Source organism: Hydrogenophaga sp., from assembly GCF_018780385.1.
Lineage (GTDB): Bacteria > Pseudomonadota > Gammaproteobacteria > Burkholderiales > Burkholderiaceae_C > Hydrogenophaga.
The window spans coordinates 24,814-48,007 of sequence record NZ_JADMJO010000096.1 but is presented as its reverse complement, the minus strand read 5'-3'; the positions used below and the strand labels follow the sequence as shown (position 1 = coordinate 48,007).

Sequence of the window (23,194 nt, the reverse complement as noted above, 5' to 3'; positions counted from 1 at the left end):
CGGCGTCTGACGCCTCATGCTTCGCGCGCCACGCTCTGCAGCGCCTCAAGGTCAATGACCTCGATCGATCCGTAGCTGACGCGAATGGCGCCCCGTTCCTGCAGCTCCTGCAAGGCCCGATTCGCCACCTGGCGGGACACGCCGCTGAGGCGCCCCAGCTCCTCCTGGGAGATCGTGATGCACCGTTCCGTGTTGGGGAACAACGCCGGGTTGAAGAGGCCAGACAGGCTGTACGCCACCTGCGCCGTGGTGTCACCCAGGCGGAAGTTCTGAACCAGCGCCACGTAGTGCCCCAGCCGTGCATTGAGGTGCGCAATCAGCCAGAGGGCGAAGGGATGGCTTTCATTCAGCAGCCGAAGAAAGTTGTCGCGCGGCAGGAAGGCGACCCGGCTGTCGCGCAGGGCAACCACCTCATAGGGCCTCAATTCACCCTTGAGCACGGCGCCCTCACCAAACCAGGCGCCGGCAGGAACGCTGGCAAAGCTGCTGCTCTTGCCGCCCTCGGAGATGTTCTCCAGCTTGAGCATGCCGTCGATCACACCCAGCCAATGTGCCGAGGGCGTGGAGCGCGCGCATACCGTGGTGCCAGCCGCAAATGAAATGACAGAAATCGCTTGACGCACGCTCTCCGCCTGCAAGTCCGTGAGACAGGTCGTCCAGGACGACTGGGAGAGAAGGCGCTCAAGTGGATCTTCGGACATGGTGTGTGGGCAGGGCAGCAAAGGTCACGATTTTCAGGGGAATCGCTGCCAAGACCAAGGGCATTTGCGAAGACTCCTGGACCCTCAACCGAACATTCCAGCCCAGGCTTTCCCGCCGGTTCTGCGGGATACATTACGTCAAGAGTCACCAACCGCCCGGAACCACCGCCATGAGCATGTTGTGCAGTCTGTATCGTCTGACCTTGGAAGAAGCCGCGAGCGTACAGACCTTCCCTGACGCTGCGGGCGAACTACTGGGCCATACGCCACCCCCTCCAAAGGTCGGATTTCTCTCCAAGGTCTTCGGGAAGTCTCAAAAGGAAGTGCCGGCTTCAAGAGAGAAACTCCAACCTGTCGGCGAGAGCGATACCTTCAACCTTGATCAAGCCTGGCACATACTTCACTACCTCTTCACTGGGGGCGCCGAAGAAGGAAAGTGGCCCGCCGCCTTCATCATGTCCGGGGGTCAGGAAGTAGGCCCTGACCTGGGCTATGGAGCGCCCCGCCTGCTCACTTCAGAACAGTCAAGCGAGGTCGCCGCGTTCCTCAACGCTCAAACGCTCCAATCGCTGGACGATGCTTACAGCACACAAGGCATTGAGGCCGCGCAGATCTACTGGCAGGCATCCTCAGATCCCGCTGAGCGGCAGCGAGAGCTGGGGGAACTCTGGGGTGTCGTTCAGGAACTTCGGATCTTCATCGGGCACTTCGCACAAACGGGAAACTCGGCACTCGTTCACATCTATTGAAGTGATGCCTGCGCTGCTGGAAGTTCAGTCCGCATCCAAGCCTGGGCATCGATAAAGCCTGCGCTCGGACTTAGCGCGCGGACAGGAAGTCGCCCACTTCGAGCAACACCAGTTCGTTGTCGTCGGCCTTGTTGGGCTCGCGGCTACTGGAGAACGGCAGGTTGTTGTCGTTGCCGACCACGATGTGACGCGCATCGACCATGTCGACATTCTCGATCGTGAAGAAGGGGAAGGTCAGCACGCCGTTGTCCAGCGGCTTGCGGGCCAGCTTGTTCGGGTCGGCGATGTTCATCAGGTCGATGTAGCCGATCTTGCGCAAGGGGCCACCCACGTTGGCTTCGCTCAGCTCCACTTTGTACACGCGCTTGAATTTGGCCAGGTCGTGGAAACAATCGGCGCGTTTGGTGGCTTCCGGGCAGGCCTTGTCGGCCGTGCCTTCGCCGTTGTCGCGCTCGATGATCAGGCCCTCGGTCGGGCTGATCATGTTGAAGTCGCCAATGGCGTGGTGGTTGGCTTCCAGCACGTACTTCCAGTGGCGGCCGGTCCATTGCTGCGTTGCCACATCGAACTCGAGCACGCGCAGGAATTGCTTGCCGTCGACGGCTTCGGCGGCCTTGGCCGCTTCGTCGTAGAGCGCGCCTTCGAGCAAGGCGTAAAGCTTGCTGCCGTCCTTCGACGCGGCCATGCCCTCGTAGCCCTTTGAGCGGCGAACCTGGAACTTCACCTCTCCGCCTGGCGCACCGGGCGTGGTGACGGCAGGATGGTCGGGCGAGCGCACGACCTTGCCATCCACCTGCGTCTCGAACACGGCCTGCACCTTGCCGTTCATGTCGGCCTTGATGAGGTAGGGTCCGAATTCTTCGCCGATCCAGATCGAGCCGCCGGCGAACTGGAAGCTTTCGAGGTCGAAATCAGAGCCGCTCAGGTAGCGCTTCTTGGTGCCTTCGTGCAACACGCGGAAGGGCACCTTCTTGTCCGGGTCGTGCAGGAACACGGTCTTCAGACGCGTGAACTTGCCACTCTTGAAGTCGACCTTGTAGTGGTTGAGGTAGAGCCCGAAGTCGGGTGAGTTGGCCTTGGCGCCCGCGCCGTTGTCTGTGAGGATCCAGAACGTGCCGTCGGGCATTTTCTTGATACCCGAGTGGCCCTGGGCAGGCTGGCCTTTGAAGGGCACCGACACGCCCGTGGGGCGGCCACCCGAGAGGCCTTCGACACTGCCGATCTTCTCGACCAGTTTGCCGGTGGTGAACTTGCCGCTGACCTGCAGGTCGGCCGGTGCATCCTTGGGCGCGGGAATGAGGCTCTGCGCGGGCAGAAGGGCGTGACCCGCAAGCGTGGCCGGGTAGGCGGTCTGGGCCTGGGCGGCAACGCTCACACTGGCAACGGCCAAGGCGAGCAGTGCATGGGTATGGAGCTTCATGGGGAATGGCTTTCGTCGGTTTGGATGAACGCGCGCCTCGCTCTCCCGGTGGGTAGCGTGGACAGCGCGCCCAGCTTGCCGGTTCAGCTTGACAGCAGCGCGACACTTTCATGACGGCGCGTTGACACCCCAAGCTGCGTCCTCTATCCGCTCACAAGCGCTGCACACAGTTGCTCTTGGCACCTGGAGTCAGGTTCAGACTGGACTGAGTCGGTCAAGGCAGGTGTGTCGAAAGACAGCCTCGGTCCTCACCGGGCATTCGACGAACGACGTTTGGCGCGACTGCTGCGACTCCAGGATCGGGTACTCAACGAGCTGTGGTCGCAGTCTGGAGATGTGGGCGTAGGGTGGGATATGTGTTGACTCATCACCAAAGCGAGCTCAAACGTTCAAGCCAGGTCCGGCGAGCAGCTTTGGGGCTGCCGGGCACTGCCGGGGACACGTTGAACAAGCGGCCCACGCGCACGACCCCTGGGTCCGCGGGCGCTTCACAGATTCCCGGATGCATTCCATGTCGTCGCATGAAGGCAAGCATGCGCGCGTTGGCTTCAAGTACGTCTCCATAAAGTTCTCGCAGCTCGGCTTTCTCAGCCGATGCCATAAGCATTCGCATCAATTCATTTGCAACGCCCTGGCCCTGCCAGTCATCTCTGACGCTGATGGCCAACTCCCCGATGCGTTCAGTGGGATCCACGAGGTACCACACAGCCTCCCCCACGATCTCCTCACCGTTGGGGCCCCAGACGCATCCAACCCATGCTGCATGTCGTTCCCCGTCGGCATCAACGAGGCGGCGCAGCAAGGAGGGCGAGACAACGTTGACCACACCGTGAAATCGACTGCGTCTCGACGCTCCGCTTAGCCGCAACAGGAACTCCTGCATGGCTTGCGCATCCGGAAGGTGCACGCGGCGAACTACAACGGGTTTGCGCGAGGTCTGTGCCATGGAGTGAACTTTTAACAGTCAAGAAAAATGAGATTCTGCCGAATCAGCCCGGATGCGGTCCCAATCGCGTGCGGTTCGGCACGAGCAGGCAACGCACTTTCTCAGTGTGACATTTTGCATAGTCAGGCACAATCTGTGAGCAGTGTGAAGTCACGCGCCGTGCCCGTCCAAGCCACCCTCGCCGAAGGCCCAGATGTTCTATGCCGCAACCGTTTGCATCGCGCCCCTCGACCGGGAGGTGCTCTGATGCTTTTGCCGGACACTTTGTCCGACACCTTGAGCGGGGATCTGGGAGACCAGCGACGCGTTCACCCCATAGTGAAGCTCGACTATGGGGTGAGGGTGGTGAGCCACCTCTGCGTGGGCGCGGTCATGCTTTCCGTTCTGCTTGATCAGCCACCGTCCAGCGTGCTGTGGGTCGCCTTGGCCTTGACCAGCCTGTTGTGGCCACACGTCGCCTACCTGGTGTCCAGCAGGGCGCACAACAGCAAGAGGGCCGAACTGCGCAACCTCCTGGGTGATGCGCTGATCGTTGGGGCGTGGAGCACGCTGGCCGGGTTCAGCGTCTGGATCGCGGCTTGCTTTCTCGTGGCCATCACGACGGCGAACATGAGCGTCGGAGGTGTGCCATTGGCGCTCAAGACCATCGGCACCTACATCGCAGGTGCGGTACTGGCTGCGCTCGTCGTGGGGTTCCGGTGGAACGCGGAGGCTTCCGGGCTGACGCAGGGCTTTTCGCTGGTCGGTCTGACGTTTTTCAACTTGATGTTCTCATTGCAGTCGAACATACAAACGCGTCGGGCAGTTCAGGCCAACCGCGAGGTCAAGGAGCGCAACCGGCTGATTGAAGTGCAGAGCGCAGAACTCGACCACGCGCGCAAGCGCGCAGAGCTGGATCGGCTCGCCGCCGACGAGGCGAGGCTGCAGGCGGAAGAAGCCAACCGCAGCAAGAGCAGCTTTCTGGCCAACGTAAGCCACGAACTTCGCACGCCGTTGAACGCGGTGATCGGCTACACCGAAATGCTGGAAGAAGACTTCACGCACGGCGTGAATCTGACCACAGCTGTCAGCGACCTGCGCCGCATCAACGGCGCCGCCCGGCATCTCCTGGGGCTCATCAATGATGTGCTGGACCTGTCGAAGATCGAAGCGGGCAAGGTCGAGCTGCACCTGGAAGACTTCGAACTGGTGGAGTTGGTGGATCAAGTGGCGTCCACTTGCCAGCCGCTTGTTGCAGCGAATGGGAATCGCCTTGAAGTGGCGTTGTCGGATCAGATCGGCCAGATTCGCTCGGACGCGACGCGCCTGCGCCAGGTGCTGTTCAACCTCGTCTCCAACGCCGCCAAGTTCACGCACGGCGGCGTCATCCGGCTGGACGTGCGCTCCTTCCTGGATGCGCAGGGCGACGCATTGGTTGGGTTCGACATCACTGACTCCGGTATCGGGATGACGCCCGCGCAGCAAGGCCGCCTGTTTCAGGCTTTCGTTCAGGCGGAAGCCGAAACGACCAGCAAGTACGGCGGCACCGGCCTCGGCCTGGTGATCAGCCGCAGGCTGTGCCGGCTGCTGGGGGGTGACGTGACCGTGACGAGCGAACTCGGTGTCGGCAGCTGTTTTTCCGCCACGGTGCTCGCAGACGGGCCGCGGCGCGCACCGCCCGCCGCTGAGGCATGGGCCGAGCGCCAGGCCGCATCGCTGATTGACGTGCAACCGGCGCGCGCCAGCGCGGACGTGGACTCGGCGGAGGCGTCGGTTGACGCTGCCTCCGATGAGCGCATTCGCGCGCTCGTGCAGGCTGCGCCGATGTTTCTGATTCTGTGGCGAGCAGCCGACGACGAGATTCTCTTGGCCGGGCCATCGAGTGAGCGATTGTTTGGTTACCCGCCCCAGGACGTCGTGGGCCTTTCCATCAAGCGCCTGTATGGTGCCCACAGCGTGGACGGGGAGGCACTTCAAGATGCGCTTGAGCGAAACGGCGAAGTCCGCGATCACGAGGTGCGCTTTCTGCGCTCCAGCGGAGACGAATTCTGGGGCCGGGTTTCGGCCCATCACCTGGAGTTTGGCGGGCGCACTTGCCTGATTGCGGGCGTCATCGACATCAGCGATCTGCGCGAAGCCCAGATCACAACGCTCGCGGCGAGCACCGCAAAAACACGGTTCCTGAGCAACGTGAGCCATGCCATGCGCACGCCTCTCACGGACATCATTGGCTACGCCGATCTGCTGACCGAAACGTTGGCGGACGACGGTGCTGGAACTGCAGCGATCGCGCAGGCGGGGCACATTCGGGAATCGGGGCTGACCCTGCTCGCCATGATCAACGACTTGCTGGACTACTCCTCCATCGAGACGGACGAACTGCGGGTTCATCTTGAGCCTGTGAATGCGCACGCGCTAGTGGCCGAGGTGAAGACCGCGGCGCGCCAGATGATGGCGCGAGCGGGCAAGGTCCTGACCGTGCCTGAAGCGCCCTTGGTCGATGTGATGGCTGATCGCGTGCGTCTGAAGCAGGTGCTGCTGCACCTGCTCGCTCATTGCAGCCGCAGCAAGGATGCCAGCGAGATCAGCTTGTTCGCCACCTTGGGTTCCGATGGTTGTCTGGACATCCTGGTGCGCCACAACGGTGGGGGCCTGACGCCGCGTCAGCTTGAACTTGCATTGCAGCCCTTCAAGGGCACGCAGGAGACTGCGCCTCCCGCCGCAGGTGACCTCGGTCTGGACCTGGCGCTCAGCCGCGGCCTGTGCCACAGGATGGGCGCCGACTTTGTTGCCGAATCAGCGCCCGGACGAGGCGCGCGCTATCGCGTGCGGCTGCTGCTCGCGTCCGCCATTGCAGGCGAAGTCAACCCCCTGGAGGCACATGCCCAAGATCCTGCTCGTTGAAGACAACGAACTCAACCGCGACATGCTGTCGCGCAGGCTGATTCGTCGCGGTTACGAAATCGTGATGGCCGTGGACGGTGCCGAAGCGCTGACGGGTGCCGCCAGAGAGCGACCCGACCTCATTCTTATGGACATGAGCCTGCCGAAGATCGACGGATGGGAGGCCACCCGACGGCTCAAGGCCGACCCCACGCTGTGCGCCATACCGGTCATCGCGCTGACCGCTCACGCGATGACTGGGGACCGCGAGCGGGCCCTGGAAGCGGGCTGCGATGAGTTTGATACCAAGCCGATCGAGTTCGAGCGTCTTGTCGCCAAGATGGAGCGGTTGCTCTGAACAGCGGCCTCACATCCAATATTCGATGACGTTCACCACAGCCAAGCTCGACGCTCCGACAAGTGCTGCGCCTGCACCGCCACGGCCAGCCCACCGGATCGTGCGGCTGAACTATCCGGTCCGTATCGGCGCCCATGTCTTCAGTGCTTTGCTGCTGCTGTCCGTTTTCATCGGCAAGCTGCCGCCCACGGCCTTGTGGGTCTCCCTGGCGATCACAGTCGTTGCATGGCCCCATTTGGCTTTCTGGCTGGCCAACCGCTCGGTCAACAGCAAGCAGGTTGAGCTGCGCAACTTGCTGGTGGACTCGTTTTTGCTGGGCAGCTATGGGGGCATTGCCGGCTACAACCCGTGGATCATGGTGGGCATGTACGCGGCGATGAACTCATCCAACCTGAGCGTCGGGGGCTATCGCCACGCCCTGAGGGGCGTGGGCGCGCTGATGGCAGGCGCTTTGGCGGGCGGCGCTGCAACAGGCTTTCACTTCCAGCCCGAAACGCCGGTGCTCACCACCGTACTCTCGGCCACGGCGGTGGCCCTTTACCTCACGATTTTTGGCATATCGGTTCACGTGGAGGCGGGACGAGCTGCCAGGGTTCGGCTGGCGCTTCAAGACCGCAACCGCGAAATCGAAGCGCAGGCGGTGCGGCTGGAAGAAGCCCGCCGCCAAGCCGATGCGGCCAACGTTGCCAAGAGCGCCTTTCTGGCAAACATGAGCCATGAATTGCGCACGCCACTCAATGCAGTGATCGGCTACACAGAACTGCTGGAAGACGAGCTTGCCGATACCGCTCCGGCGCAAGTGGCGATGCCGGACCTGGCGCGAATCAAAGGCGCTGCCCGGCATCTGTTGCGGCTCATCAACGACGTGCTAGATCTCTCGAAAATGGACAGCGGTAGGGTTCAGTTGCATTTGGAAGATGTCGATCTGAACGACCTGATGCAAGGTGTGGCATCTTCCACAAGAAGCCTGATGGTCGCCAACGGCAACCAATTGGTGGTGAACGTAGCGCCCGACCTTGGCCCGATTCGTGCCGATGCTGCTCGCCTGCGTCAGGTTCTTTTCAACCTGATGTCGAACGCAGCGAAATTCACGTCCAACGGACGGGTCACCTTCAGCGTCCGGCGGCAATCGCCTGGCGACCAGATCGTGTTCGATGTGGAGGACACCGGTATCGGATTGACCAAGGAGCAGAAACATAACCTGTTCAAACCCTTCGAGCAGGTTGACTCCAGCACGACGCGGCCGTTTGGGGGCAGCGGTCTGGGGCTGGCCATCTGCCGAAGGCTTTGTGAATTGATGAACGGCAGCGTATCCGTGGTGAGCGAGCCCGGGCAAGGCTCCCGGTTCACCGTCTGCATCCCCTTTGCGGGGGAGCCCGGCGAAGGAGCCGCAAGCGACAGTCAGGATGAAGGGGACACTTCAAAGGGGATGCGAGCACATGCAGCCACGAGCCTTTGACCCTCCGGTGAGGACGAGTTGCCACGCCAATCCCGAAGGCCTTTCCAGCTTGTTGGACATGCTCGATCGCTACTGTGCTCAGAACCAGGTGGACAGTCACGCTCAGCACGACCTTCACCTCATCGTCGAAGAAGCTTGCTTCAACATTATTTCGTATGCCTATCCGGAGGGTGCGCCGGGGCGTCTGAGCCTGCAGGTCGGGGCCAGATATTCAGCTGGCAAGCCGTTGATCGAGATTACGATCGAAGACGCTGGAATCCCCTTCAACCCCTTGGCCTTGCACGTGACTGCCCGGACGACGCCGGTGGAAGAGATTGCGCCGGGAGGACTCGGCGTGCTGCTCATCCGCAGCCTCTCCGATCAGCAGCACTACGAACACGACCCCCAGCGCGGGAACGTTCTCACCATCGGCAAGTTCATCAGCGCGCCCCATCAACATTGACTTAACCATCGGGAGACGACCTTGGAGATAACCATAACGGAACGGGATACGGTAACTGTGGTGGCGATCAGGGGCAGTGTGGACAGCTTGAATGCCGAACAACTGACCTCCGCGTTTGCCGTCCCCATCAAAGAGGGCCGCATTCGCCTGGTGGCTGATTTCGGCGCAGTCACCTACACCAGCAGCGCGGGCTTGCGTTCGTTGTTGGCAACGGTCAAGGACTGCCGCAGGCTTGGTGGCGACCTTCGCATTGCATCGCTGCAGCCACAGGTGGAGCGCGTGCTGTCCATCTCGGGTTTCACCAGCATCATCAAGATCTTCAACGACCCTGAAGGGGCCGTCGAAAGCTTCCGGGCTGCCGCATGACGCCCCCCACCGTCCCAGCGCCAGCGGTGTCGCTCGTCATCGGCTCGGGAAGTGTCAAGTGCGCAGCGGCGCTGGGCGTCATGAAGGTCCTGAACGAGGCGGGCATTCCGATCGACCGTGTGGTCGGGTGCAGCGCAGGCGCGCTCTTCGCCTCGCTGGTGGCGCTCGGGTACGAAACCACCGAGGCGACCGACATTACCTTGCGCACATGGACCAAGGATCTGACGTCCAAACCCAGCCGCATGGGGTATTTGCGCCTTCTGGCGCCGAAGCTGTTTGGATTCAAGCCAGACAACTTCGCGCTGCGGGACGACAGATCGATGCTCGATCGTCTCCATGCCGTTTTTGGCGACAGGCGCATTGAGGACACTTCCATCCCACTGCACATCACCGCCACCGATTTCGCCACAGGCGAGTTGGTGGAGATCACCAAGGGGCGGATTGTCGACGCGATCCGTGCAAGCCTCGCGCTGCCGCTCGCATTCAGCCCTGTGAAACTGGACGGCCGGTTGTTGGTCGACGGCTATCTGTCCGACCCCTTGCCGCTGAGTGTGGCGATGAAGCATGGTTCCGGCGTCATTGTGGGCGTGGGCTTTGAGAGCCCGTACCAGGACAACATCACCAGCGCCGGACGCTTTGCATTCCAGCTGAGCGCCATCCTGGCCAACAATTTGCTCAAGTCAAGGCTGGCCTTCCACGGCATGGCGCACCACTGCGAAGTGATCATGATCCTGCCCGAGTTCAAGCAACGCGTCCGACTTTTCGACACAGCCAAGGTGCCATACATCGTCGAACAAGGTGAGCAAGCTGCGCTGCAGCAGTTGCCGTACTTGCGAGAGCTGCTTGCCGCGGAGCAGACGGCGTCCCCAGCCGCTGCGATCTAGTCAGTGTCGGTCATGCCGTCCGTACTCGGGCAGCCGCATACCCGGCGCAAGGTCGCTCTCGTGATCGGATCGGGCGCGCTCAAGTGCGCCGCCGCTTTTGGGGTCGCCAAGGTGCTCCAGCGTGAAGGCGTTCCCATCGACATGGTGGTGGGCTGCAGCGGGGGAGCCTTCTGCGCCGCGTGGCTTTCGGGCGGCGGGCGGGATGCCGACGCAGCGGCTTCGCTGTTTGCCGAAGGATGGGCAGGCGCATTTTCTCGGGTCGATTACCGTTCGATCCTGGGCGCAATCTTTCCGCGTGTATTGGGCTTCTCCGACGAGGCCAGCATCTTCAACGATCGCGCCGTGAACGCGGGCATCCAAAGCTTCGCCGGCGATGCAACAGTTGAAGGCCGGCCCATTCCTCTGTTTTTGGTAGCCACCGATTTTGTGAGCGGTGAAAAGGTGGTGCTATCCAGCGGCTCGCTGTTCGACGCGATCCGGGCCAGCATTGCGCTGCCGCTGATACTTCCGCCTTGGCGCGTACATGGGCGCAGGCTGGTCGACGGTGCCGTTTCGAATCCGATTCCGGTTGACGTGGCGATACAGCACGGCACGGAGATCATTCTCGCTGTGGGGTTCGAAAACGCGCTTGCCAGCGGCTTTGACTCCGGCATCGGACTGGTGATGCAGTTGCAGTCGTTGATGACGAACCACTTGGTGCGTGCGCAATATGCCTTTCACAGTCTCTCGCACCATGCCGAGGTGTTGCCCATCATTGCGCAGTTCGATCGCCGTATCGGCTTCAAGGATGCCCATCTGGTGCCGTACCTTGTGCAATGTGGTGAGCAGGCAGCAGAACAGCAGATGCCGTACCTGCACCGTTTGCTGAGCGAGCATGCGAGCGCTTCGGGTGCTGCGGCCGCATGAGCGCCGTGAATGATCCCGCCATGGCGCGTGGGCCCATGCGTTTGTTGGTGGTGGACGACCTCGAGATCAACCGCGATTTGCTCGTGCGGCGCGTTCGCCGGCTGGGACATGAAGCCGATGTGGCGGTGAACGGTCAGGAGGCGCTGGAGAAGCTGCGTGCGGCTTCCTGGGACCTGGTCTTGCTGGACATCACCATGCCCGTCATGGACGGCTACGACACGCTGCGCCACATCAAGGCCGATCCGCTGTTGGCGGACATCCCTGTGGTGATGGTGTCGGCGATCGACGAAACCGACAGCGTGGTACGTTGCCTGGAGCTCGGCGCCGACGACTACCTCACCAAGCCGTTCAACCCGATCATCCTGCAGGCCCGTATCGAGTCTTCGCTTGCGAAGAAGCGACTCGCCGATCAGCAGCGCTTGCTGCTGCAGGCACTTTCCCGAGAGATGCACATCGGCCAGCGAATCCAGCAAGGCTTTCTGCCGGAAGCCATGCCGGTGCTGGCGGGATGGGACCTGGCAGGCTGCTGCGTGCCTGCGCGGCAGGTTTCCGGCGACTTCTACGACGCGTTCATGCTGCCCAACGGCCGGCTGGCGCTCATCGTGGCCGATGTCTGTGACAAAGGGGTTGGCGCAGCGCTGTACATGGCGCTGTTTCGGACCCTGCTGCGTGCGATGTCTTGCCACGCCGGTGCCTCCGAGGCGTCCCATGAAACCTTGTCGCGCACGGTTGACTTCACCAACGACTACATCGCGGGGGTCCATGGGCGCGAGAGCATGTTTGCCACCGTATTTTTCGCCATCCTGGATCCGGCGAGCGGCCATCTCGACTACGTCAATGCCGGGCAAGACGCCCCAATGGTCAAGCGTGGCTCGGGTGGCGAGGTGGTGCGTCTGCCATCCTCAGGCGGCGCCGTCGGGCTTCTGCCGGGAATTCGTTGCTCCGTGCAAGCGTTCGACCTGCAGCCGGGCGATGGCCTGTTCGCCTTTACCGACGGCGTGACCGAGGCCGTGGGTGATACCGGGGAATTTGGCGAAGCGGCGTTGTTGCACGAGATCGCGGCCGCCGGTCCCCAGGCATTGAGTTATCTCGCATCGATTCAATCGCGAATGGCCATGCACGTCGGCAGCCACAACCCGCACGACGATGTCACGATGTTGTGCGTCGTGCGCGCTGCCGGCTAAACCAGCGGGCAGGACGGGGCCGACACGCCGTCCCCATCCGTCCGCGCGTGGACTGGCAGGATCACCTTGAAGCAAGTGCCGGCGCCGAGCTCACTTTTGACTTCAATGGTGCCGCCCATCATCTGGCAGAGCCTGTGGCTGATGGCCAGCCCGAGACCGGTGCCGCCGTACCTGCGCGTGGCGGCTGAATCGGCTTGCATGAAGGGGGTGAACAGCTTGTCGATCTGTTCGGCAGACATGCCGATGCCGGTGTCGCAGATCTCGATCACCAAGCGCTCTGTGGCCCCCGCGCCGTTTCGCGCCACGCTCATCCGAACCTCCCCCTGCTGCGTGAACTTGGCCGCGTTCGACAGCAGATTCAAAAGCACCTGGCGCAGGCGGCGAGCGTCTGCCGTCATCTCGCCGAGCGGTGCAGCCGCGAGAAGCTCAAAACGGTTGCCATTCTTGTGCAGCAGCGCACGGGTGGAAGAGATGACCTGTTCAATGAAGGGATTCAGGTCGACCCGCTCGACCTGAAGGTTGAATTCGCCCGCTTCGATCCTGGACAGATCGAGCAGGTCGTCGATCAAGCCGAGCAGGTGTTTGCCAGAGGCATTGATTTTCTGCAGGTCGGACTTTTGCTGAACTGCGTCCGGGTCTTCCTCCAGCAACTCCGCGTACCCGATGATGGCGTTGAGGGGCGTTCTCAACTCGTGGCTCATGTTGGCGAGAAAAGTGCTTTTTGCAAGATTGGCCGCCTCCGCCAGATGGAGTGCGTGCTCCACATGCTGGCGTTGTTCTTCCGTGTGCTGATGGCTGGCGCGCAGCTCCCGCTGCGCTCGAAGCAGCCGCTTGGCCTCGACATGTGTGCGATAACTGAATATCGCCGTGTATCCGAGAAAGCTGACCGCACACAGGAACGAGGTGACCAAGCTGGATTCGGGTGTAAATCGGTAGCCGTTGATGAACCCCAAAACCGCTGCGCTCGCTGCACAGATGACGGAAGCACGCAGAGCAAAGGCGATGCCGCCCACGCTCAAGCAAGCGGAGTTGAAGCCCGTCACCAGCACCACGCTGGGCCACAGGCTGAAGCCACAGAGGGCGACGAAGCCGCCGCTGAATGCCGCGTCAGTCAGAAGATTGCGCAATTCTGCGGCCCTGGAGTCCCGGCTGTGCAGCGCCATAAATCGGGCCACATGGGGCCAGGCCAAGCCATAAAACAGGGCGAGAGCCCATACCCATGTTGGCGCGCCGCTGCCGGCAAAACTGGAAGCCAGCAACAGCAAGGTACAGATGTGGGCGGGCACGCGCACCCTGAAACCGAGCTCGACGATCGGGTGGACTCGGATCGGAATGGAGGTGGCCTCCCCAGGCTGCTTGCCGACACTCGCCGCGATGCCGTCGGATGGGATCACAGCGGGCGCCAGGTTTCGGAGCAGAGCGACACCGCGCGTTTCGCCGAGACGCAAGATGTCAAAGCGAAAGTCGGTGATGTGGCATATACGGCCGTAGCGCTCGCAAATCCTGTGTTCATGTCCAAGCCAAGTTGTCAGCGTATGCAGCAATCGCTATTGCTTTAAATGCTTGTAATCGCCAAGTGCATATTTGTCAGTAGATTAGTCATTATGGACAACTCACGCAGGAGGGCAAAACCGACTGCCCGCCAGGGTCACAGTCACCCCCGCCAGATCCCAGCTGCTCGGGTGGATGCCATCTCAGTTCACTGGCTCAACGGGTCGAAGAAGCGCCGAGCCAAACCGCTGCGCCCCGGAAAGAACTTGAACCAGGGCCGCGCCTGGTCGATGGTGCGCGCCACCGGGGGATGCTCCATCAACCGATCAAAGTAAGCCGCCAGCCGCGCGTGTTGCGGCGCGAAGGGCACGTAAGTCACGGCGTAGAACAAGGCCGGCGCGGCGGCGCAATCGGCCATGCTGAACGCATCGCCGGTCACCCAGGTTCGCCCTTCGAGTTGGTGATCGATCAGCGCGTAGGCCGACGTCAGAGTGTCTCGAGCCCGCGCCACACCGTGTGCATCGCGCTCGCCCTCCGGTCGCAGAAGATCGGCGGTGAAGGCCTGCATCGGCGTCATCACGTACAGGTCGAAGAGGCGGTCCCACAAGCGCACTTCGATTGCCTGATCGGGGTCGTGCGGGATCAGCGTGCGGCCAGGGTGTGCATGGTGGCGCTGCAGGTGCTCGATGATGATGCTGGTCTCGGGCACGGGCCGGCCCTGGTCCACCAGCAGCGGCATCTTGCCCATGGGCCACAGTGCCAGATGCGCGGAGCGTTCTGCAGCATCACCCAGGTTCAGCAAACGCAGGTCGACGTCGATGCCGAGCACGTCGATGGCGATCAGCACCTTGTGGCAACACGACGAGAGTGGGTGGTAGTGAAGCGTCAGGGCACTCATGGGGTCTCCTGTGATTCCAATGATCCAGAGTATGAATCCGACCCCCGGCCCTGCCAACGTGGCCGAGGCGAGTCAGCTCGGTATCAACACGGTGCGCGCAGCAGAAACGACATGGCGGGTGAGTCCATCGAGCAGCGATGACGCCGCGCGCGCCTGCTGCCAATGCAGCGGCACGTCCAGCGGGGAATCGGGCACCAGCTGCACGAGAGCGCCCGTCTTCAACTGGGCGCGGATCATCACCTCCGGCTGCAGGCCCCAACCCATGCCCGCAACGGCCGCCACCACGAAGGCCTGTGACGACGGCAAGGTGTGCCGGGGCAACTCCACATGGCGATGGCACAGGCGCCGTACCCATCGCGCCTGCAACTCGTCCTTGGTGTTGAACTGCAGGCTGGGCGCTTGTGCCAGGCTCCCCGCTCCCACACCACCGGAAAAGTGCCGTTCGACGAAGGCGGAACTGGCGGTGGCCAGGTAGCGCATGGAGCCCAACGGCTGGCTGTTGCAACCGACGGCCTGTCGGGCCGAGGCGGTGACCGCAGCCAGTACCGCGCCGCTGCGCAACCACTCGGCGGTGTGGTCCTCGTCGTCCACCGCCACCTCCATCAGCACCGGAGCCACTGCAGCGAAGGCGGCCACAGCGGGGGCAAACCACGTGGCCAGGCTGTCAGCATTCACCGCCACGGGCAGCGCCACCCGCGCAATGCCTTCGGGCGCGAGTGCGGGCAACGCGCCTTGCAGCTCCTGTTCGAGCAGCCGCACACGGTCCACGTGCTGGCACAGCCGCCTGCCCGTCTCCGTCGCCTGGCACGGCTGACCACGCACCACCAGCGCACAACCGACGCGCTCCTCCAGCAACCGTATGCGCTGCGAAATTGCCGACGGTGTCACGTTGAGCGCACGGGCCGCGCGATCAAAGCTGCCCTCGCGGACCACAGCGGCCAGTGCAGAGAGCGATGCATAGTCCAGCATGAGTTCAGTTTCTCTTAATCCATCAAAGGAAAGATAGTTTGCCTTCACGTTGCGGGGCTGGCAATCTCCCCTCATGACGACGTTTTCTTCCACCGTATCCGGCGCTTGGCCGGTCTTCATCCAGGGCCTCTTTCTGAGCCTCGGGCTCATCGTGGCCATCGGCGCGCAAAACGCCTTCGTGCTGCGCCAGGGGCTTCGCCGAGAGCATGTGGGCAGCGTGGTGCTCTTCTGTGCCGTGGCAGACGCGGTGCTGATCATGGCGGGCGTGCTGGGCATGGCGCAGGCCCTGGCAGACAGTCCCGGCATTGCCCGTTCGCTGGCGCTGGCCGGCGCGGCCTTCCTGGCGGTGTATGGGTGGCAGGCTCTGCGTCGCGCGCGCAACCCGCAGCTTCTGAAGGCCTCCGAGGGCGGCGAGACCTTCAGCCGTGGCGCGGCCGTGGCGCAGGCAGCGGCGTTCACGCTGCTCAATCCCCATGTCTACCTGGACACGGTGCTGCTGGTGGGCAGCATTGGCGCGCAGCAACCGGCAGCGCTGCGTGGCTGGTTCGTGGCTGGCGCGAGCACGGCCAGCCTGTTCTGGTTCGGGCTGCTCGGCTTTGGCGCTCGCTGGCTGGCGCCCTGGTTTGCGCGTCCGAGGGCTTGGCAGGTGCTGGACGGTCTGATCGGTGTGACCATGTGGGTGCTGGCCGCGCTGCTGTTGCGCCACGCCCTCACCAACATCTGAAGGTTCGCCATGTACGTTCCCACGCGCCACCAACTCACCGACCGTGAGGACATCTTCGCGCTGGTGGAATCGCATCCGCTGGCGACGTGGGTGTGTCAAGGCGCGGGTGGCCTTGTCACGAACCACATCCCCTTGTTCCTGGAGCGCAACCGGGGCGAGTTCGGCACCTTGATCGGCCATGTGTCACGGGCCAACCCCGTCTGGCGCGAGCTGGAAGAAAGCACCGCATCGGTCGTGATCTTCCACGGGCCGCAAACCTACATTTCACCCGGCTGGTATCCGGGCAAGGTGGAGCATGGGAAGGTCGTGCCGACCTGGAACTACGCGGTGGCGCATGCACACGGCATCGCGCGCGCGGTGCACGACCGCGGCTGGCTGCTCGACATGCTGGACCGCCTCACGAACGCTCAAGAGGCCCGGCAGCCGACGCCGTGGCGCACAGGCGATGCACCTGCGCCGTACATCGACAGGATGCTCAACGGCATCGTCGGCATCGAGATTCCGATCGATCGGCTCGAAGGCAAGCTCAAGGCCAGTCAGGATGAAGATCTGCAGGACCGGCTCGGCACTGTCAGCGCGCTGCGCGAGGATCCTCGCCAAGAGGCGAGGCAGATGGCCAATCTGGTCATGAAGGCCATTGACGACGAGACCCCCGGCCGCTAGCGGGTGGACGTGCGGGGCAAAGGCCTCGTCGCTATCGGTTTGCCTTGGCCACCTCTTCGGCCACCAGCGCCGCCAGCTGATCCGGGCCAAAGCTCGGCAGGCTGCGGCCATTGACAAAGAAGGTGGGCGTCTTGGTGACTTGCAGCGCCGTGAGGTCTTCAATGTCTTGCTGCAACAGCGCCTGCATCCCGGGCTTCTCGATGTCCTGCCGCGCCTTCACGAGGTCCAGCCCGGCCCGCTCGGCCACCTTGAAAGCGGTCTCGATGTTGGGCTGACCGTGATCGGCCCAGGTGGGCTGCGCGGCGAGCACCGCTTCAAGCACCACCTGGTACTTGCCCTGGCTCCGGGCCGCTTCCAGCAGCTTGACCACCTGGTCAGAGCCTGGGTGAAACGGTGCGTAGCGGATCACGAGGCGTACATCGTTCGGGTACTGAGCCATCAGGTTCTTGACGAGGGGATAAAACGCGCGGCAGGTCTCGCAGGCCGGGTCAAAGAACTCGACGATGGTGACCGGCGCAGCTTGAGGGCCGAAGATCGGTGAGTGCATGCGCACCAGGCGGGTCTGCTCGGCCTTGACCTGCACGTCCTGCACGGTCTGCACGCGCTTCTGGTAGGCGTTCATGCCCAGGTAAAAGAACAGGGCAACGAGGGTCACGAGGCCGATGACGGTGAGTTTTTTGGCGTTCATGAACGGGTTTTTCTCAAGTAAACAAACAGCAGGATCGCGATGGCGATGAAGGCCGCGAGAGACAACCAGGGAATCTGGATGCCGTCCAGAATCTCCAGGCTCTGATCGCTGCACGAGGGCCCCGTGCCGCAAGGCACCCACCACTTCGGCACCCACCCCGCCACCAGCGCGGTGTGGTACGCCGCCACCGCCACGCCGATCAGGGCCAGGGGCAGCGCATACACGGCGCCACGCCGGTCCTCGGCAAAGGCCGCCATGCCCAGGATGAGCGCCAGCGGAAACATGAAGATGCGCTGGTACCAGCAAAGCAGGCAGGGCGTCATGCCCATGACTTCGCCGATGAACAAGGCACCCAGGGTGGACACCAGGGCCACACCCCAGGCCGCCACCAACACCGACCAGCCACGCATCGGCCCGGGCCGCTCAGTGGACGTGGCCATGGGGGTCCTTGCCGGCGTCCTCGCCCAGTTCTCCCCTCGCCTGCCGCAGCACCGTCCAGCCGCCGTGCAAGGCCAGCGCCCCCATCAGGCTGGCCACCGCCAGGTCGGGCCAGGCCGAGCCGGTGCCGAACACGCCGAGCGCGGCCATGAACACCGCCACGTTGCCAATGGCGTCGTTGCGCGAGCACAGCCACACGCTGCGCATGTTGGCGTCACCTTCTCGAAACGCATAGAGCATCCACGCCACGGCCACGTTGGCCACCAGTGCGAGCAGCGCCACGGCGCCCATGGTCACGGCTTGTGGCACGCCGCCATGCCAGACCGACCACACCGCAGCCCCCAGCACATACAGGCCAAAGCCCATCATGCTGAACGCCTTGAGGATGGCCGCGCGCGCACGCCAGGCCAGCGCCGAGGCCAGCACGGCAAGCGAGACCGCGTAGTTGAGCGCGTCGCCCGCGAAGTCGACCGCATCGGCCAGCAGCGAGAGCGATCCGGCCTGCACACCCGCGCCGATCTCGATCAGGAACATGGCAACGTTGATGATCAAGGCGATCCAGAGAATCTTGCGGTAGCGAGGCAGGTTGACGATGGTCTCGGCCTGGGGGGTGTCGTGGTCACAGCAATGGGCGGACATGGTTTTTCCTTTTGATGCCTGTATTGGAAACCCTGGAGCCGCTACAGTGTCAATCACTCAATTGAACGAGGGTTGTGCGATGCAGATCAAGGAACTGTCCCGAGCCACGGGCGTGGATGTTGAAACCATCCGCTACTACGAAAAACAGGGTCTGCTGCCCGAGCCGGCGCGGCGCGACAACGGCTACCGCGACTACGCGGCCGCCCACCTGGAACGGCTGTCGTTCATCCGCCACTGCCGGGCGCTGGACATGCCGCTGGCCGATGTGAACCGGCTGCTGGGTTTTGTGGATGCGCCCGCGGAGCACTTTGGCGAGGTGGACCTGCTGGTGGACGAACAGCTGGCGCGTGTGCGCGCCCGCCTCAAGAGCATGCGTGCGCTGGAAAAACAGTTGCTCCAGCTGCGGGCGCGTTGCTCGGGCACCCACGAGGGTCACTGCGGCATCCTGGATGAGCTTGTATCTGCGGCGCACGGTGAAGCCTGTGCCTGCCATGCAGACAACTGACTCTACGCTCGCTGCGCGATGTCCTGACTGGCAGGGCCCTCCCTGGCGGCGTTACCATGATCAACCTTGCCCCCACACCAGGACACCCTCGCACACCATGAACTTGCGCACCCACCTCCCTGCGAGCCCCACCCGGCTCACACTGGGCTTCAGGTGGCTGGTGCTGCTGGCTTTGATTGTCGGCACCGTGATGGCCTCCATGGGCAGCGTGACGTCTCATGGGCTGGCTGCCCTCGCAGCCATGCATCAAGATGCCCATTCGCATGAGGAAGATACCGGCACTTCCCACCCGTCTGGCACAAACACGACGGCAGACCACGCGCACCACAGTGCCGATCACTCCCACGACAAGGCCCATGCATTGCCGCACGCGTGGGCCTGCGTCGCTGCACATCCCCCGAGCTGGCTGAGTGCACCCCGGCCGTGGATCGAACGGGTGCAGACGTTCCGGCTGGATCGCCCGCCCATGGTCTGAAAGACGGTTTGTCTTTGCGCTGCTTTTGGGGCGGCGGTTTCTTTTTTTCAGACCAATGGAGTCTTCATGCACAGCACTCTTCAAGACAGGCTGCCACGTTCGCCATGGGCGATCAGGCCCGGGCACCTGTTGCTCCTGTCGACATTCTTCATCTCGCTGCTCTTCGGAGCGCCCGAAGCACTGGCCCACGCGGTGACTTCGGGCGACAAGGGCTACATCCAGGAAATCTCCGGCGTCAAGCTGCTGCCCTTCATGTACCTGGGCGCCAAGCACATGATGACCGGCTACGACCACCTGCTCTTCCTGTTCGGGGTGATCTTCTTCCTGTATCGGCTCTCGCACATCGGTCTCTACGTGAGTCTGTTCGCGCTGGGTCACTCCACCACCATGATCCTGGGCGTGTACTTCAACGTCGGGATCAACAGCTACCTGATCGACGCGGTCATCGGCTTGTCGGTGGTCTACAAGGCGCTCGACAACCTCGGTGCCTTTCGGCGCTGGCTCGGCTTCCAGCCCGACACGCGCATGGCCACGCTGGTGTTCGGTCTGTTTCACGGCTTTGGCCTGGCCACCAAGATCCTCGAGTACGAGATCTCGCCCGATGGTTTGGTGCCCAACCTGCTGGCGTTCAACGTCGGCGTGGAGATCGGGCAATTGCTGGCGCTCACCGTCATCCTCATCGGCATGGGCTTCTGGCGTCGCACACCGAGCTTTTCCCGCAACGCCTACACCGCCAACGTCGCCATGATGAGCGCGGGCTTCATCCTGGTGGGCATGCAGCTCACCGGCTACTTCATTTCGTGAACACCCCAGGAGTGCCAACCATGTACAACAGCAACACCCCCTCCCCCGACGAGTTGCCCTCTTCCAGCCAACTGCTGCGTTCCACGGCCTTGGCGGTACTCGCTGCCGTGGTCCTGCTGATGGCCGTCGTCTTGCCGGCCGAGTACGGCATCGACCCCACCGGCGTCGGAAGCGTCTTGCGCCTGACCGAGATGGGCCAGATCAAGCAGCAACTGGCAACCGACGCCGCAACGGACGCGGCAACGCCGTCAGCTGCGGTGCCACCAGCACCCGCCGCCATCACAGCACCTCAGGCGCCTGCGGCCATCGCCGAAGCCGCGCAGGCGGCGCCTTGGCGTGACGAAATGAGCTTGACGCTCACACCGGGGGAAGGCGTCGAAGTGAAGCTGCGCATGCAGGAGGGCGACCAAGCGCAATACAGCTGGGTGGTCGAAGGTGGGGCGGTCAACTTTGATACCCACGGCGACGACGGCGGGCGCTCCATCAGCTACGAAAAGGGGCGCGGCGCACCGGCCGATGAGGGCACCCTGGTGGCCGCCTTCACCGGCAACCACGGCTGGTACTGGCGCAACCGCGGTCAGGCCGACGTGAAACTGGTGCTGCGCACGCGTGGCACCTACAGCGACATCAAGCGAGCGATCTGATCGCTGCTGCCGACTTCAGGCGTCCAGCTTGATCAGCCCTTCAGCCACATAGCGCTTGAAGTCGGCCAGCGGTATGGCCGCCGAACCGTGCGTCTCTTCGTCGGTCCAGCTCAGCGTGACGTCGTTGATGCCGGTCGCCACATCCACCGGGCCGGGACGGATTTCGACATTCGGGCCGTCACCACTGCGGTATTCGACCTTGCCGACGATGTGTGCTTTTTGAGCCATTTGGAATCCCCCAGTTAAAGACCCACAGCATCGCCTTGCGGCGCCACAAGGTCGGTGCGCTGGCGTACGCTTCGCATTCACGCCCACCGTTCAAGACCATGCCCCACACACCGTTTTCTCCAGCCATGCGCGGCGGACTGCTCGCCCTGGTGGCTGCTGTGCTGTTTGGCCTGAGCACGCCGCTGGTGCAGCGCTTCGGGCTGGGCGTGGGCGCATTCACCACCGCCGCGCTGCTCTACGCGGGCGCAGGGCTGGTGGCCTTGCTGCTGCGCCAGCCCATGCAGCGCGAGGCGCAGCTGCGCCGCTCCGACCTGCCGCGCCTGCTGGCCATGGCGGCCAGCGGCGCGGTGATCGGGCCGGTGGCGCTGGCCTGGGGCCTTCAGCGAACCAGTGGCTCAAGCGCCTCGCTCATGCTCACGCTTGAAGCCGTGTTCACCGCGGTGCTGGCCTGGCGCTGGTATGGAGAAACCATGGACCGCCGCGTGATCGGCGCCGTGCTGCTGCTGCTCGCCGGTGGCTCGCTGCTGGTCGTCGAACAAGGCCTGGCCGGTCAGGTGCAATTGCTCGGACTGCTGGCCGTGGCACTCGCGACCGTGGCCTGGGGCGTGGACAACACCCTCTCGCGCGGCGTGGCCGACCGCGACCCTGGCCAGGTGGTGTGGGTCAAGGCACTGCTGGGCACCTGCGCCACGGTGGCACTGGCCTTCATGGCAGGCGAAGCCCTGCCCGGCTGGGCCAGTGCGCTGGCCTTGCTGGCCGTGGGCGCCACCGGCTACGGCCTGAGCCTGCGCTTTTACTTGTTGGCCCAGCGCACATTTGGTGCGGCGCGCACCGGCTCGGTGTTTGCCTTTGCCCCCTTCATCGGCGCGGCGGGCGCCTTCGCGCTCGGTGAGCGCTCGGCCACCGCGCTCATGGTCCTGGGCGGTGCACTCATGGCGCTGGGCGTGCTGCTGCACCTGATCGAGCGCCACAGCCATGCGCACACGCACGAAGCGCTGGAGCACGAACACGCCCATGCGCATGACGATGGGCACCACGTGCATGCGCACCAGCCCATGCCCGGAGGCGCCCACAGCCACTGGCACACGCATGCGCCAACGCAGCACACGCACCCGCATGTGCCCGACGCACACCACCTGCATCGGCATTGAGCCGCCGGTGCAGCGCGCGTTCAGTTGTTCTTGCGGTTGTCGCTGATCCAGTCCGACGCCGCGAACAGCAGGCCCGAGATCACGAAGGTGAGGTGGATCGCGATCTTCCAGCCGATCTGTTCACCGGTGAGCGTGGTGCTCACCAGAAACGCCTTGAGCAACTCCACCGCCGAGATCGCCACGATGGCGCCGATCAGCTTCATCTTGAGGTCGGAGAAGCTGACCTTGCCCATCCAGGCGGGCCGGTCCTCGTGGTCGCCGATGCTCAGCTTGGAGACGAAGTTCTCGTAGCCGCTGAACACGATGATGAGCAGCAGCACTGCGATGAGCGCCGTGTCCACGAGCGTGAGGATGGAGATGATCGAGTCGTGCTGGTGCAGGCCCAGCACGCCCATGAGCAGCGACACCAGTTCCTTGCCGAACTTCAGCAGCAGCACGAGCATCGCGATGATCAGGCCGATGAAGAACGGCGCGAGGATCCAGCGGCTGGCGAAGATGGCCGACTCCATGAATCGTTCGAAGGTGTTGGACTGTTTTGACATGGGCGGATTTGAAGAATGGGGTGAAGTCTGACGGGATGATGCCGCACGCGAGTTCCCA

At 63.3% G+C, this 23,194-nt stretch carries 27 protein-coding genes; 16 read left to right on the top strand and 11 right to left on the bottom strand.

The genetic code is table 11. The features are described 5' to 3' along the window. Positions 1–14: 14 nt before the first annotated feature. Positions 15–701 (bottom strand): Crp/Fnr family transcriptional regulator, encoded by a 687-nt coding sequence (locus IV113_RS22000; protein WP_291089578.1) that lies wholly within the window; start codon positions 699–701, stop codon positions 15–17. 170 nt (positions 702–871) lie between these two features. On the opposite strand from IV113_RS22000, the gene IV113_RS21995 reads away from it, so the two are divergent. Then, a complete protein-coding gene (locus IV113_RS21995) occupies positions 872–1,450 on the top strand; it encodes a YfbM family protein (protein ID WP_291089575.1) in 579 nt (192 codons plus the stop codon). Between the two features lie 70 nt (positions 1,451–1,520). Here the strand turns inward: IV113_RS21995 and IV113_RS21990 are convergent, their stop codons facing one another. Further along, positions 1,521–2,870, bottom strand: a complete 1,350-nt coding sequence (locus IV113_RS21990; protein ID WP_291089572.1) for an esterase-like activity of phytase family protein — start codon at positions 2,868–2,870, stop codon at positions 1,521–1,523. A 367-nt stretch (positions 2,871–3,237) separates the two neighbouring features. Then, positions 3,238–3,816, bottom strand: a complete 579-nt coding sequence (locus IV113_RS21985) for a GNAT family N-acetyltransferase (protein WP_291089569.1) — start codon at positions 3,814–3,816, stop codon at positions 3,238–3,240. A gap of 27 nt (positions 3,817–3,843) precedes the next feature. Here IV113_RS21985 and IV113_RS21980 point away from each other — a divergent pair, with 27 nt between their 5' ends. Genes IV113_RS21980 through IV113_RS21945 form a run of 8 tightly spaced genes read left to right on the top strand, consistent with a single transcriptional unit; the run spans position 3,844 to position 12,277 of the window. Then, on the top strand, positions 3,844–6,699 hold the full coding sequence (locus tag IV113_RS21980; RefSeq protein ID WP_291089566.1) for an ATP-binding protein: 2,856 nt from the start codon (positions 3,844–3,846) through the stop codon (positions 6,697–6,699). Next, complete coding sequence (locus tag IV113_RS21975) at positions 6,677–7,036, top strand: response regulator (protein ID WP_291089563.1); 360 nt, start codon at positions 6,677–6,679, stop codon at positions 7,034–7,036. Before IV113_RS21980 ends, IV113_RS21975 begins: the two co-directional genes overlap by 23 nt. A gap of 25 nt (positions 7,037–7,061) precedes the next feature. Further along, positions 7,062–8,495 carry an ATP-binding protein gene (locus IV113_RS21970; protein ID WP_291089560.1) on the top strand — a complete coding sequence of 478 codons (1,434 nt, stop codon included), beginning with the start codon at positions 7,062–7,064 and terminating at the stop codon, positions 8,493–8,495. Continuing rightward, positions 8,443–8,937, top strand: coding sequence for an ATP-binding protein (locus tag IV113_RS21965; RefSeq protein WP_363318650.1), 495 nt, complete (start codon positions 8,443–8,445; stop codon positions 8,935–8,937). Before IV113_RS21970 ends, IV113_RS21965 begins: the two co-directional genes overlap by 53 nt. 21 nt (positions 8,938–8,958) lie before the next feature. Further along, on the top strand, positions 8,959–9,303 hold the full coding sequence (locus IV113_RS21960) for an STAS domain-containing protein (protein ID WP_291089554.1): 345 nt from the start codon (positions 8,959–8,961) through the stop codon (positions 9,301–9,303). Beyond that, the gene (locus IV113_RS21955; protein WP_291089551.1) at positions 9,300–10,187 is read left to right on the top strand and encodes a patatin-like phospholipase family protein; all 888 of its coding nucleotides are present in this window, start codon (positions 9,300–9,302) and stop codon (positions 10,185–10,187) included. The genes IV113_RS21960 and IV113_RS21955 overlap by 4 nt, the downstream gene beginning before the upstream one ends. Before the next feature lie 12 nt (positions 10,188–10,199). Then, on the top strand, positions 10,200–11,093 hold the full coding sequence (locus IV113_RS21950) for a patatin-like phospholipase family protein (protein WP_291089548.1): 894 nt from the start codon (positions 10,200–10,202) through the stop codon (positions 11,091–11,093). A gap of 35 nt (positions 11,094–11,128) precedes the next feature. Next, on the top strand, positions 11,129–12,277 hold the full coding sequence (locus IV113_RS21945) for a SpoIIE family protein phosphatase (protein WP_291089545.1): 1,149 nt from the start codon (positions 11,129–11,131) through the stop codon (positions 12,275–12,277). Here the strand turns inward: IV113_RS21945 and IV113_RS21940 are convergent. The 3 genes from IV113_RS21940 to IV113_RS21930 all read right to left on the bottom strand — a co-directional run bounded on the left by IV113_RS21940 (position 12,274) and on the right by IV113_RS21930 (position 15,635). Next, a complete protein-coding gene (locus IV113_RS21940; RefSeq protein WP_291089542.1) occupies positions 12,274–13,821 on the bottom strand; it encodes an ATP-binding protein in 1,548 nt (515 codons plus the stop codon). The genes IV113_RS21945 and IV113_RS21940 overlap by 4 nt on opposite strands. A gap of 155 nt (positions 13,822–13,976) precedes the next feature. Continuing rightward, the gene (locus tag IV113_RS21935) at positions 13,977–14,666 is read right to left on the bottom strand and encodes a glutathione S-transferase family protein (RefSeq protein ID WP_291089539.1); all 690 of its coding nucleotides are present in this window, start codon (positions 14,664–14,666) and stop codon (positions 13,977–13,979) included. Positions 14,667–14,738: 72 nt separating this feature from the next. Next, complete coding sequence (locus tag IV113_RS21930; RefSeq protein WP_291089536.1) at positions 14,739–15,635, bottom strand: LysR family transcriptional regulator ArgP; 897 nt, start codon at positions 15,633–15,635, stop codon at positions 14,739–14,741. Between the two features lie 73 nt (positions 15,636–15,708). Here IV113_RS21930 and IV113_RS21925 point away from each other — a divergent pair, with 73 nt between their 5' ends. Beyond that, positions 15,709–16,359, top strand: a complete 651-nt coding sequence (locus IV113_RS21925) for a LysE/ArgO family amino acid transporter (protein ID WP_291089533.1) — start codon at positions 15,709–15,711, stop codon at positions 16,357–16,359. 9 nt (positions 16,360–16,368) lie between these two features. Next, positions 16,369–17,022 carry an FMN-binding negative transcriptional regulator gene (locus IV113_RS21920; RefSeq protein WP_291089530.1) on the top strand — a complete coding sequence of 218 codons (654 nt, stop codon included), beginning with the start codon at positions 16,369–16,371 and terminating at the stop codon, positions 17,020–17,022. A 31-nt stretch (positions 17,023–17,053) separates the two neighbouring features. Here IV113_RS21920 and IV113_RS21915 read toward each other — a convergent pair whose 3' ends face one another. Genes IV113_RS21915 through IV113_RS21905 form a run of 3 tightly spaced genes read right to left on the bottom strand, consistent with a single transcriptional unit; the run spans position 17,054 to position 18,787 of the window. Next, a complete protein-coding gene (locus IV113_RS21915; RefSeq protein WP_291089527.1) occupies positions 17,054–17,710 on the bottom strand; it encodes a thioredoxin domain-containing protein in 657 nt (218 codons plus the stop codon). Beyond that, positions 17,707–18,150, bottom strand: a complete 444-nt coding sequence (locus tag IV113_RS21910) for a disulfide bond formation protein B (protein WP_291089524.1) — start codon at positions 18,148–18,150, stop codon at positions 17,707–17,709. The genes IV113_RS21915 and IV113_RS21910 overlap by 4 nt, the downstream gene beginning before the upstream one ends. Continuing rightward, complete coding sequence (locus IV113_RS21905; protein WP_291089521.1) at positions 18,134–18,787, bottom strand: cation transporter; 654 nt, start codon at positions 18,785–18,787, stop codon at positions 18,134–18,136. Before IV113_RS21905 ends, IV113_RS21910 begins: the two co-directional genes overlap by 17 nt. Before the next feature lie 79 nt (positions 18,788–18,866). On the opposite strand from IV113_RS21905, the gene IV113_RS21900 reads away from it, so the two are divergent. From IV113_RS21900 to IV113_RS21885, 4 genes are all read left to right on the top strand, one after another. After that, on the top strand, positions 18,867–19,292 hold the full coding sequence (locus IV113_RS21900) for a Cd(II)/Pb(II)-responsive transcriptional regulator (protein ID WP_291089518.1): 426 nt from the start codon (positions 18,867–18,869) through the stop codon (positions 19,290–19,292). 97 nt (positions 19,293–19,389) lie between these two features. Beyond that, the gene (locus tag IV113_RS21895; RefSeq protein WP_291089515.1) at positions 19,390–19,767 is read left to right on the top strand and encodes a hypothetical protein; all 378 of its coding nucleotides are present in this window, start codon (positions 19,390–19,392) and stop codon (positions 19,765–19,767) included. 66 nt (positions 19,768–19,833) lie between these two features. Further along, on the top strand, positions 19,834–20,571 hold the full coding sequence (locus IV113_RS21890; protein ID WP_291089512.1) for a HupE/UreJ family protein: 738 nt from the start codon (positions 19,834–19,836) through the stop codon (positions 20,569–20,571). A 20-nt stretch (positions 20,572–20,591) separates the two neighbouring features. Next, the gene (locus IV113_RS21885; RefSeq protein WP_291089508.1) at positions 20,592–21,215 is read left to right on the top strand and encodes a transmembrane anchor protein; all 624 of its coding nucleotides are present in this window, start codon (positions 20,592–20,594) and stop codon (positions 21,213–21,215) included. A 15-nt stretch (positions 21,216–21,230) separates the two neighbouring features. Here the strand turns inward: IV113_RS21885 and IV113_RS21880 are convergent, their stop codons facing one another. Further along, on the bottom strand, positions 21,231–21,443 hold the full coding sequence (locus tag IV113_RS21880; RefSeq protein ID WP_291089505.1) for a hypothetical protein: 213 nt from the start codon (positions 21,441–21,443) through the stop codon (positions 21,231–21,233). Positions 21,444–21,541: 98 nt separating this feature from the next. On the opposite strand from IV113_RS21880, the gene IV113_RS21875 reads away from it, so the two are divergent. Next, a complete protein-coding gene (locus IV113_RS21875) occupies positions 21,542–22,594 on the top strand; it encodes a DMT family transporter (RefSeq protein ID WP_291089502.1) in 1,053 nt (350 codons plus the stop codon). A gap of 20 nt (positions 22,595–22,614) precedes the next feature. On the opposite strand, the gene IV113_RS21870 is transcribed toward IV113_RS21875, so the two are convergent. Next, the gene (locus IV113_RS21870) at positions 22,615–23,136 is read right to left on the bottom strand and encodes a TIGR00645 family protein (protein ID WP_291089499.1); all 522 of its coding nucleotides are present in this window, start codon (positions 23,134–23,136) and stop codon (positions 22,615–22,617) included. Positions 23,137–23,194 lie beyond the last annotated feature (58 nt).

What these genes read in the sequence shown, in the direction of transcription:
- IV113_RS22000 (WP_291089578.1), bottom strand. Translation starts at nt 701, where the DNA reads ATGTCCGAAGATCCACTTGAGCGCCTTCTCTCCCAGTCGTCCTGGACG.
- IV113_RS21995 (WP_291089575.1), top strand. Translation starts at nt 872, where the DNA reads ATGAGCATGTTGTGCAGTCTGTATCGTCTGACCTTGGAAGAAGCCGCG.
- IV113_RS21990 (WP_291089572.1), bottom strand. Translation starts at nt 2,870, where the DNA reads ATGAAGCTCCATACCCATGCACTGCTCGCCTTGGCCGTTGCCAGTGTG.
- IV113_RS21985 (WP_291089569.1), bottom strand. Translation starts at nt 3,816, where the DNA reads ATGGCACAGACCTCGCGCAAACCCGTTGTAGTTCGCCGCGTGCACCTT.
- IV113_RS21980 (WP_291089566.1), top strand. Translation starts at nt 3,844, where the DNA reads ATGAGATTCTGCCGAATCAGCCCGGATGCGGTCCCAATCGCGTGCGGT.
- IV113_RS21975 (WP_291089563.1), top strand. Translation starts at nt 6,677, where the DNA reads ATGCCCAAGATCCTGCTCGTTGAAGACAACGAACTCAACCGCGACATG.
- IV113_RS21970 (WP_291089560.1), top strand. Translation starts at nt 7,062, where the DNA reads ATGACGTTCACCACAGCCAAGCTCGACGCTCCGACAAGTGCTGCGCCT.
- IV113_RS21965 (WP_363318650.1), top strand. Translation starts at nt 8,443, where the DNA reads ATGAAGGGGACACTTCAAAGGGGATGCGAGCACATGCAGCCACGAGCC.
- IV113_RS21955 (WP_291089551.1), top strand. Translation starts at nt 9,300, where the DNA reads ATGACGCCCCCCACCGTCCCAGCGCCAGCGGTGTCGCTCGTCATCGGC.
- IV113_RS21950 (WP_291089548.1), top strand. Translation starts at nt 10,200, where the DNA reads ATGCCGTCCGTACTCGGGCAGCCGCATACCCGGCGCAAGGTCGCTCTC.
- IV113_RS21945 (WP_291089545.1), top strand. Translation starts at nt 11,129, where the DNA reads ATGCGTTTGTTGGTGGTGGACGACCTCGAGATCAACCGCGATTTGCTC.
- IV113_RS21935 (WP_291089539.1), bottom strand. Translation starts at nt 14,666, where the DNA reads ATGAGTGCCCTGACGCTTCACTACCACCCACTCTCGTCGTGTTGCCAC.
- IV113_RS21930 (WP_291089536.1), bottom strand. Translation starts at nt 15,635, where the DNA reads ATGCTGGACTATGCATCGCTCTCTGCACTGGCCGCTGTGGTCCGCGAG.
- IV113_RS21925 (WP_291089533.1), top strand. Translation starts at nt 15,709, where the DNA reads ATGACGACGTTTTCTTCCACCGTATCCGGCGCTTGGCCGGTCTTCATC.
- IV113_RS21920 (WP_291089530.1), top strand. Translation starts at nt 16,369, where the DNA reads ATGTACGTTCCCACGCGCCACCAACTCACCGACCGTGAGGACATCTTC.
- IV113_RS21915 (WP_291089527.1), bottom strand. Translation starts at nt 17,710, where the DNA reads ATGAACGCCAAAAAACTCACCGTCATCGGCCTCGTGACCCTCGTTGCC.
- IV113_RS21910 (WP_291089524.1), bottom strand. Translation starts at nt 18,150, where the DNA reads ATGGCCACGTCCACTGAGCGGCCCGGGCCGATGCGTGGCTGGTCGGTG.
- IV113_RS21905 (WP_291089521.1), bottom strand. Translation starts at nt 18,787, where the DNA reads ATGTCCGCCCATTGCTGTGACCACGACACCCCCCAGGCCGAGACCATC.
- IV113_RS21900 (WP_291089518.1), top strand. Translation starts at nt 18,867, where the DNA reads ATGCAGATCAAGGAACTGTCCCGAGCCACGGGCGTGGATGTTGAAACC.
- IV113_RS21895 (WP_291089515.1), top strand. Translation starts at nt 19,390, where the DNA reads ATGAACTTGCGCACCCACCTCCCTGCGAGCCCCACCCGGCTCACACTG.
- IV113_RS21890 (WP_291089512.1), top strand. Translation starts at nt 19,834, where the DNA reads ATGCACAGCACTCTTCAAGACAGGCTGCCACGTTCGCCATGGGCGATC.
- IV113_RS21885 (WP_291089508.1), top strand. Translation starts at nt 20,592, where the DNA reads ATGTACAACAGCAACACCCCCTCCCCCGACGAGTTGCCCTCTTCCAGC.
- IV113_RS21880 (WP_291089505.1), bottom strand. Translation starts at nt 21,443, where the DNA reads ATGGCTCAAAAAGCACACATCGTCGGCAAGGTCGAATACCGCAGTGGT.
- IV113_RS21875 (WP_291089502.1), top strand. Translation starts at nt 21,542, where the DNA reads ATGCCCCACACACCGTTTTCTCCAGCCATGCGCGGCGGACTGCTCGCC.
- IV113_RS21870 (WP_291089499.1), bottom strand. Translation starts at nt 23,136, where the DNA reads ATGTCAAAACAGTCCAACACCTTCGAACGATTCATGGAGTCGGCCATC.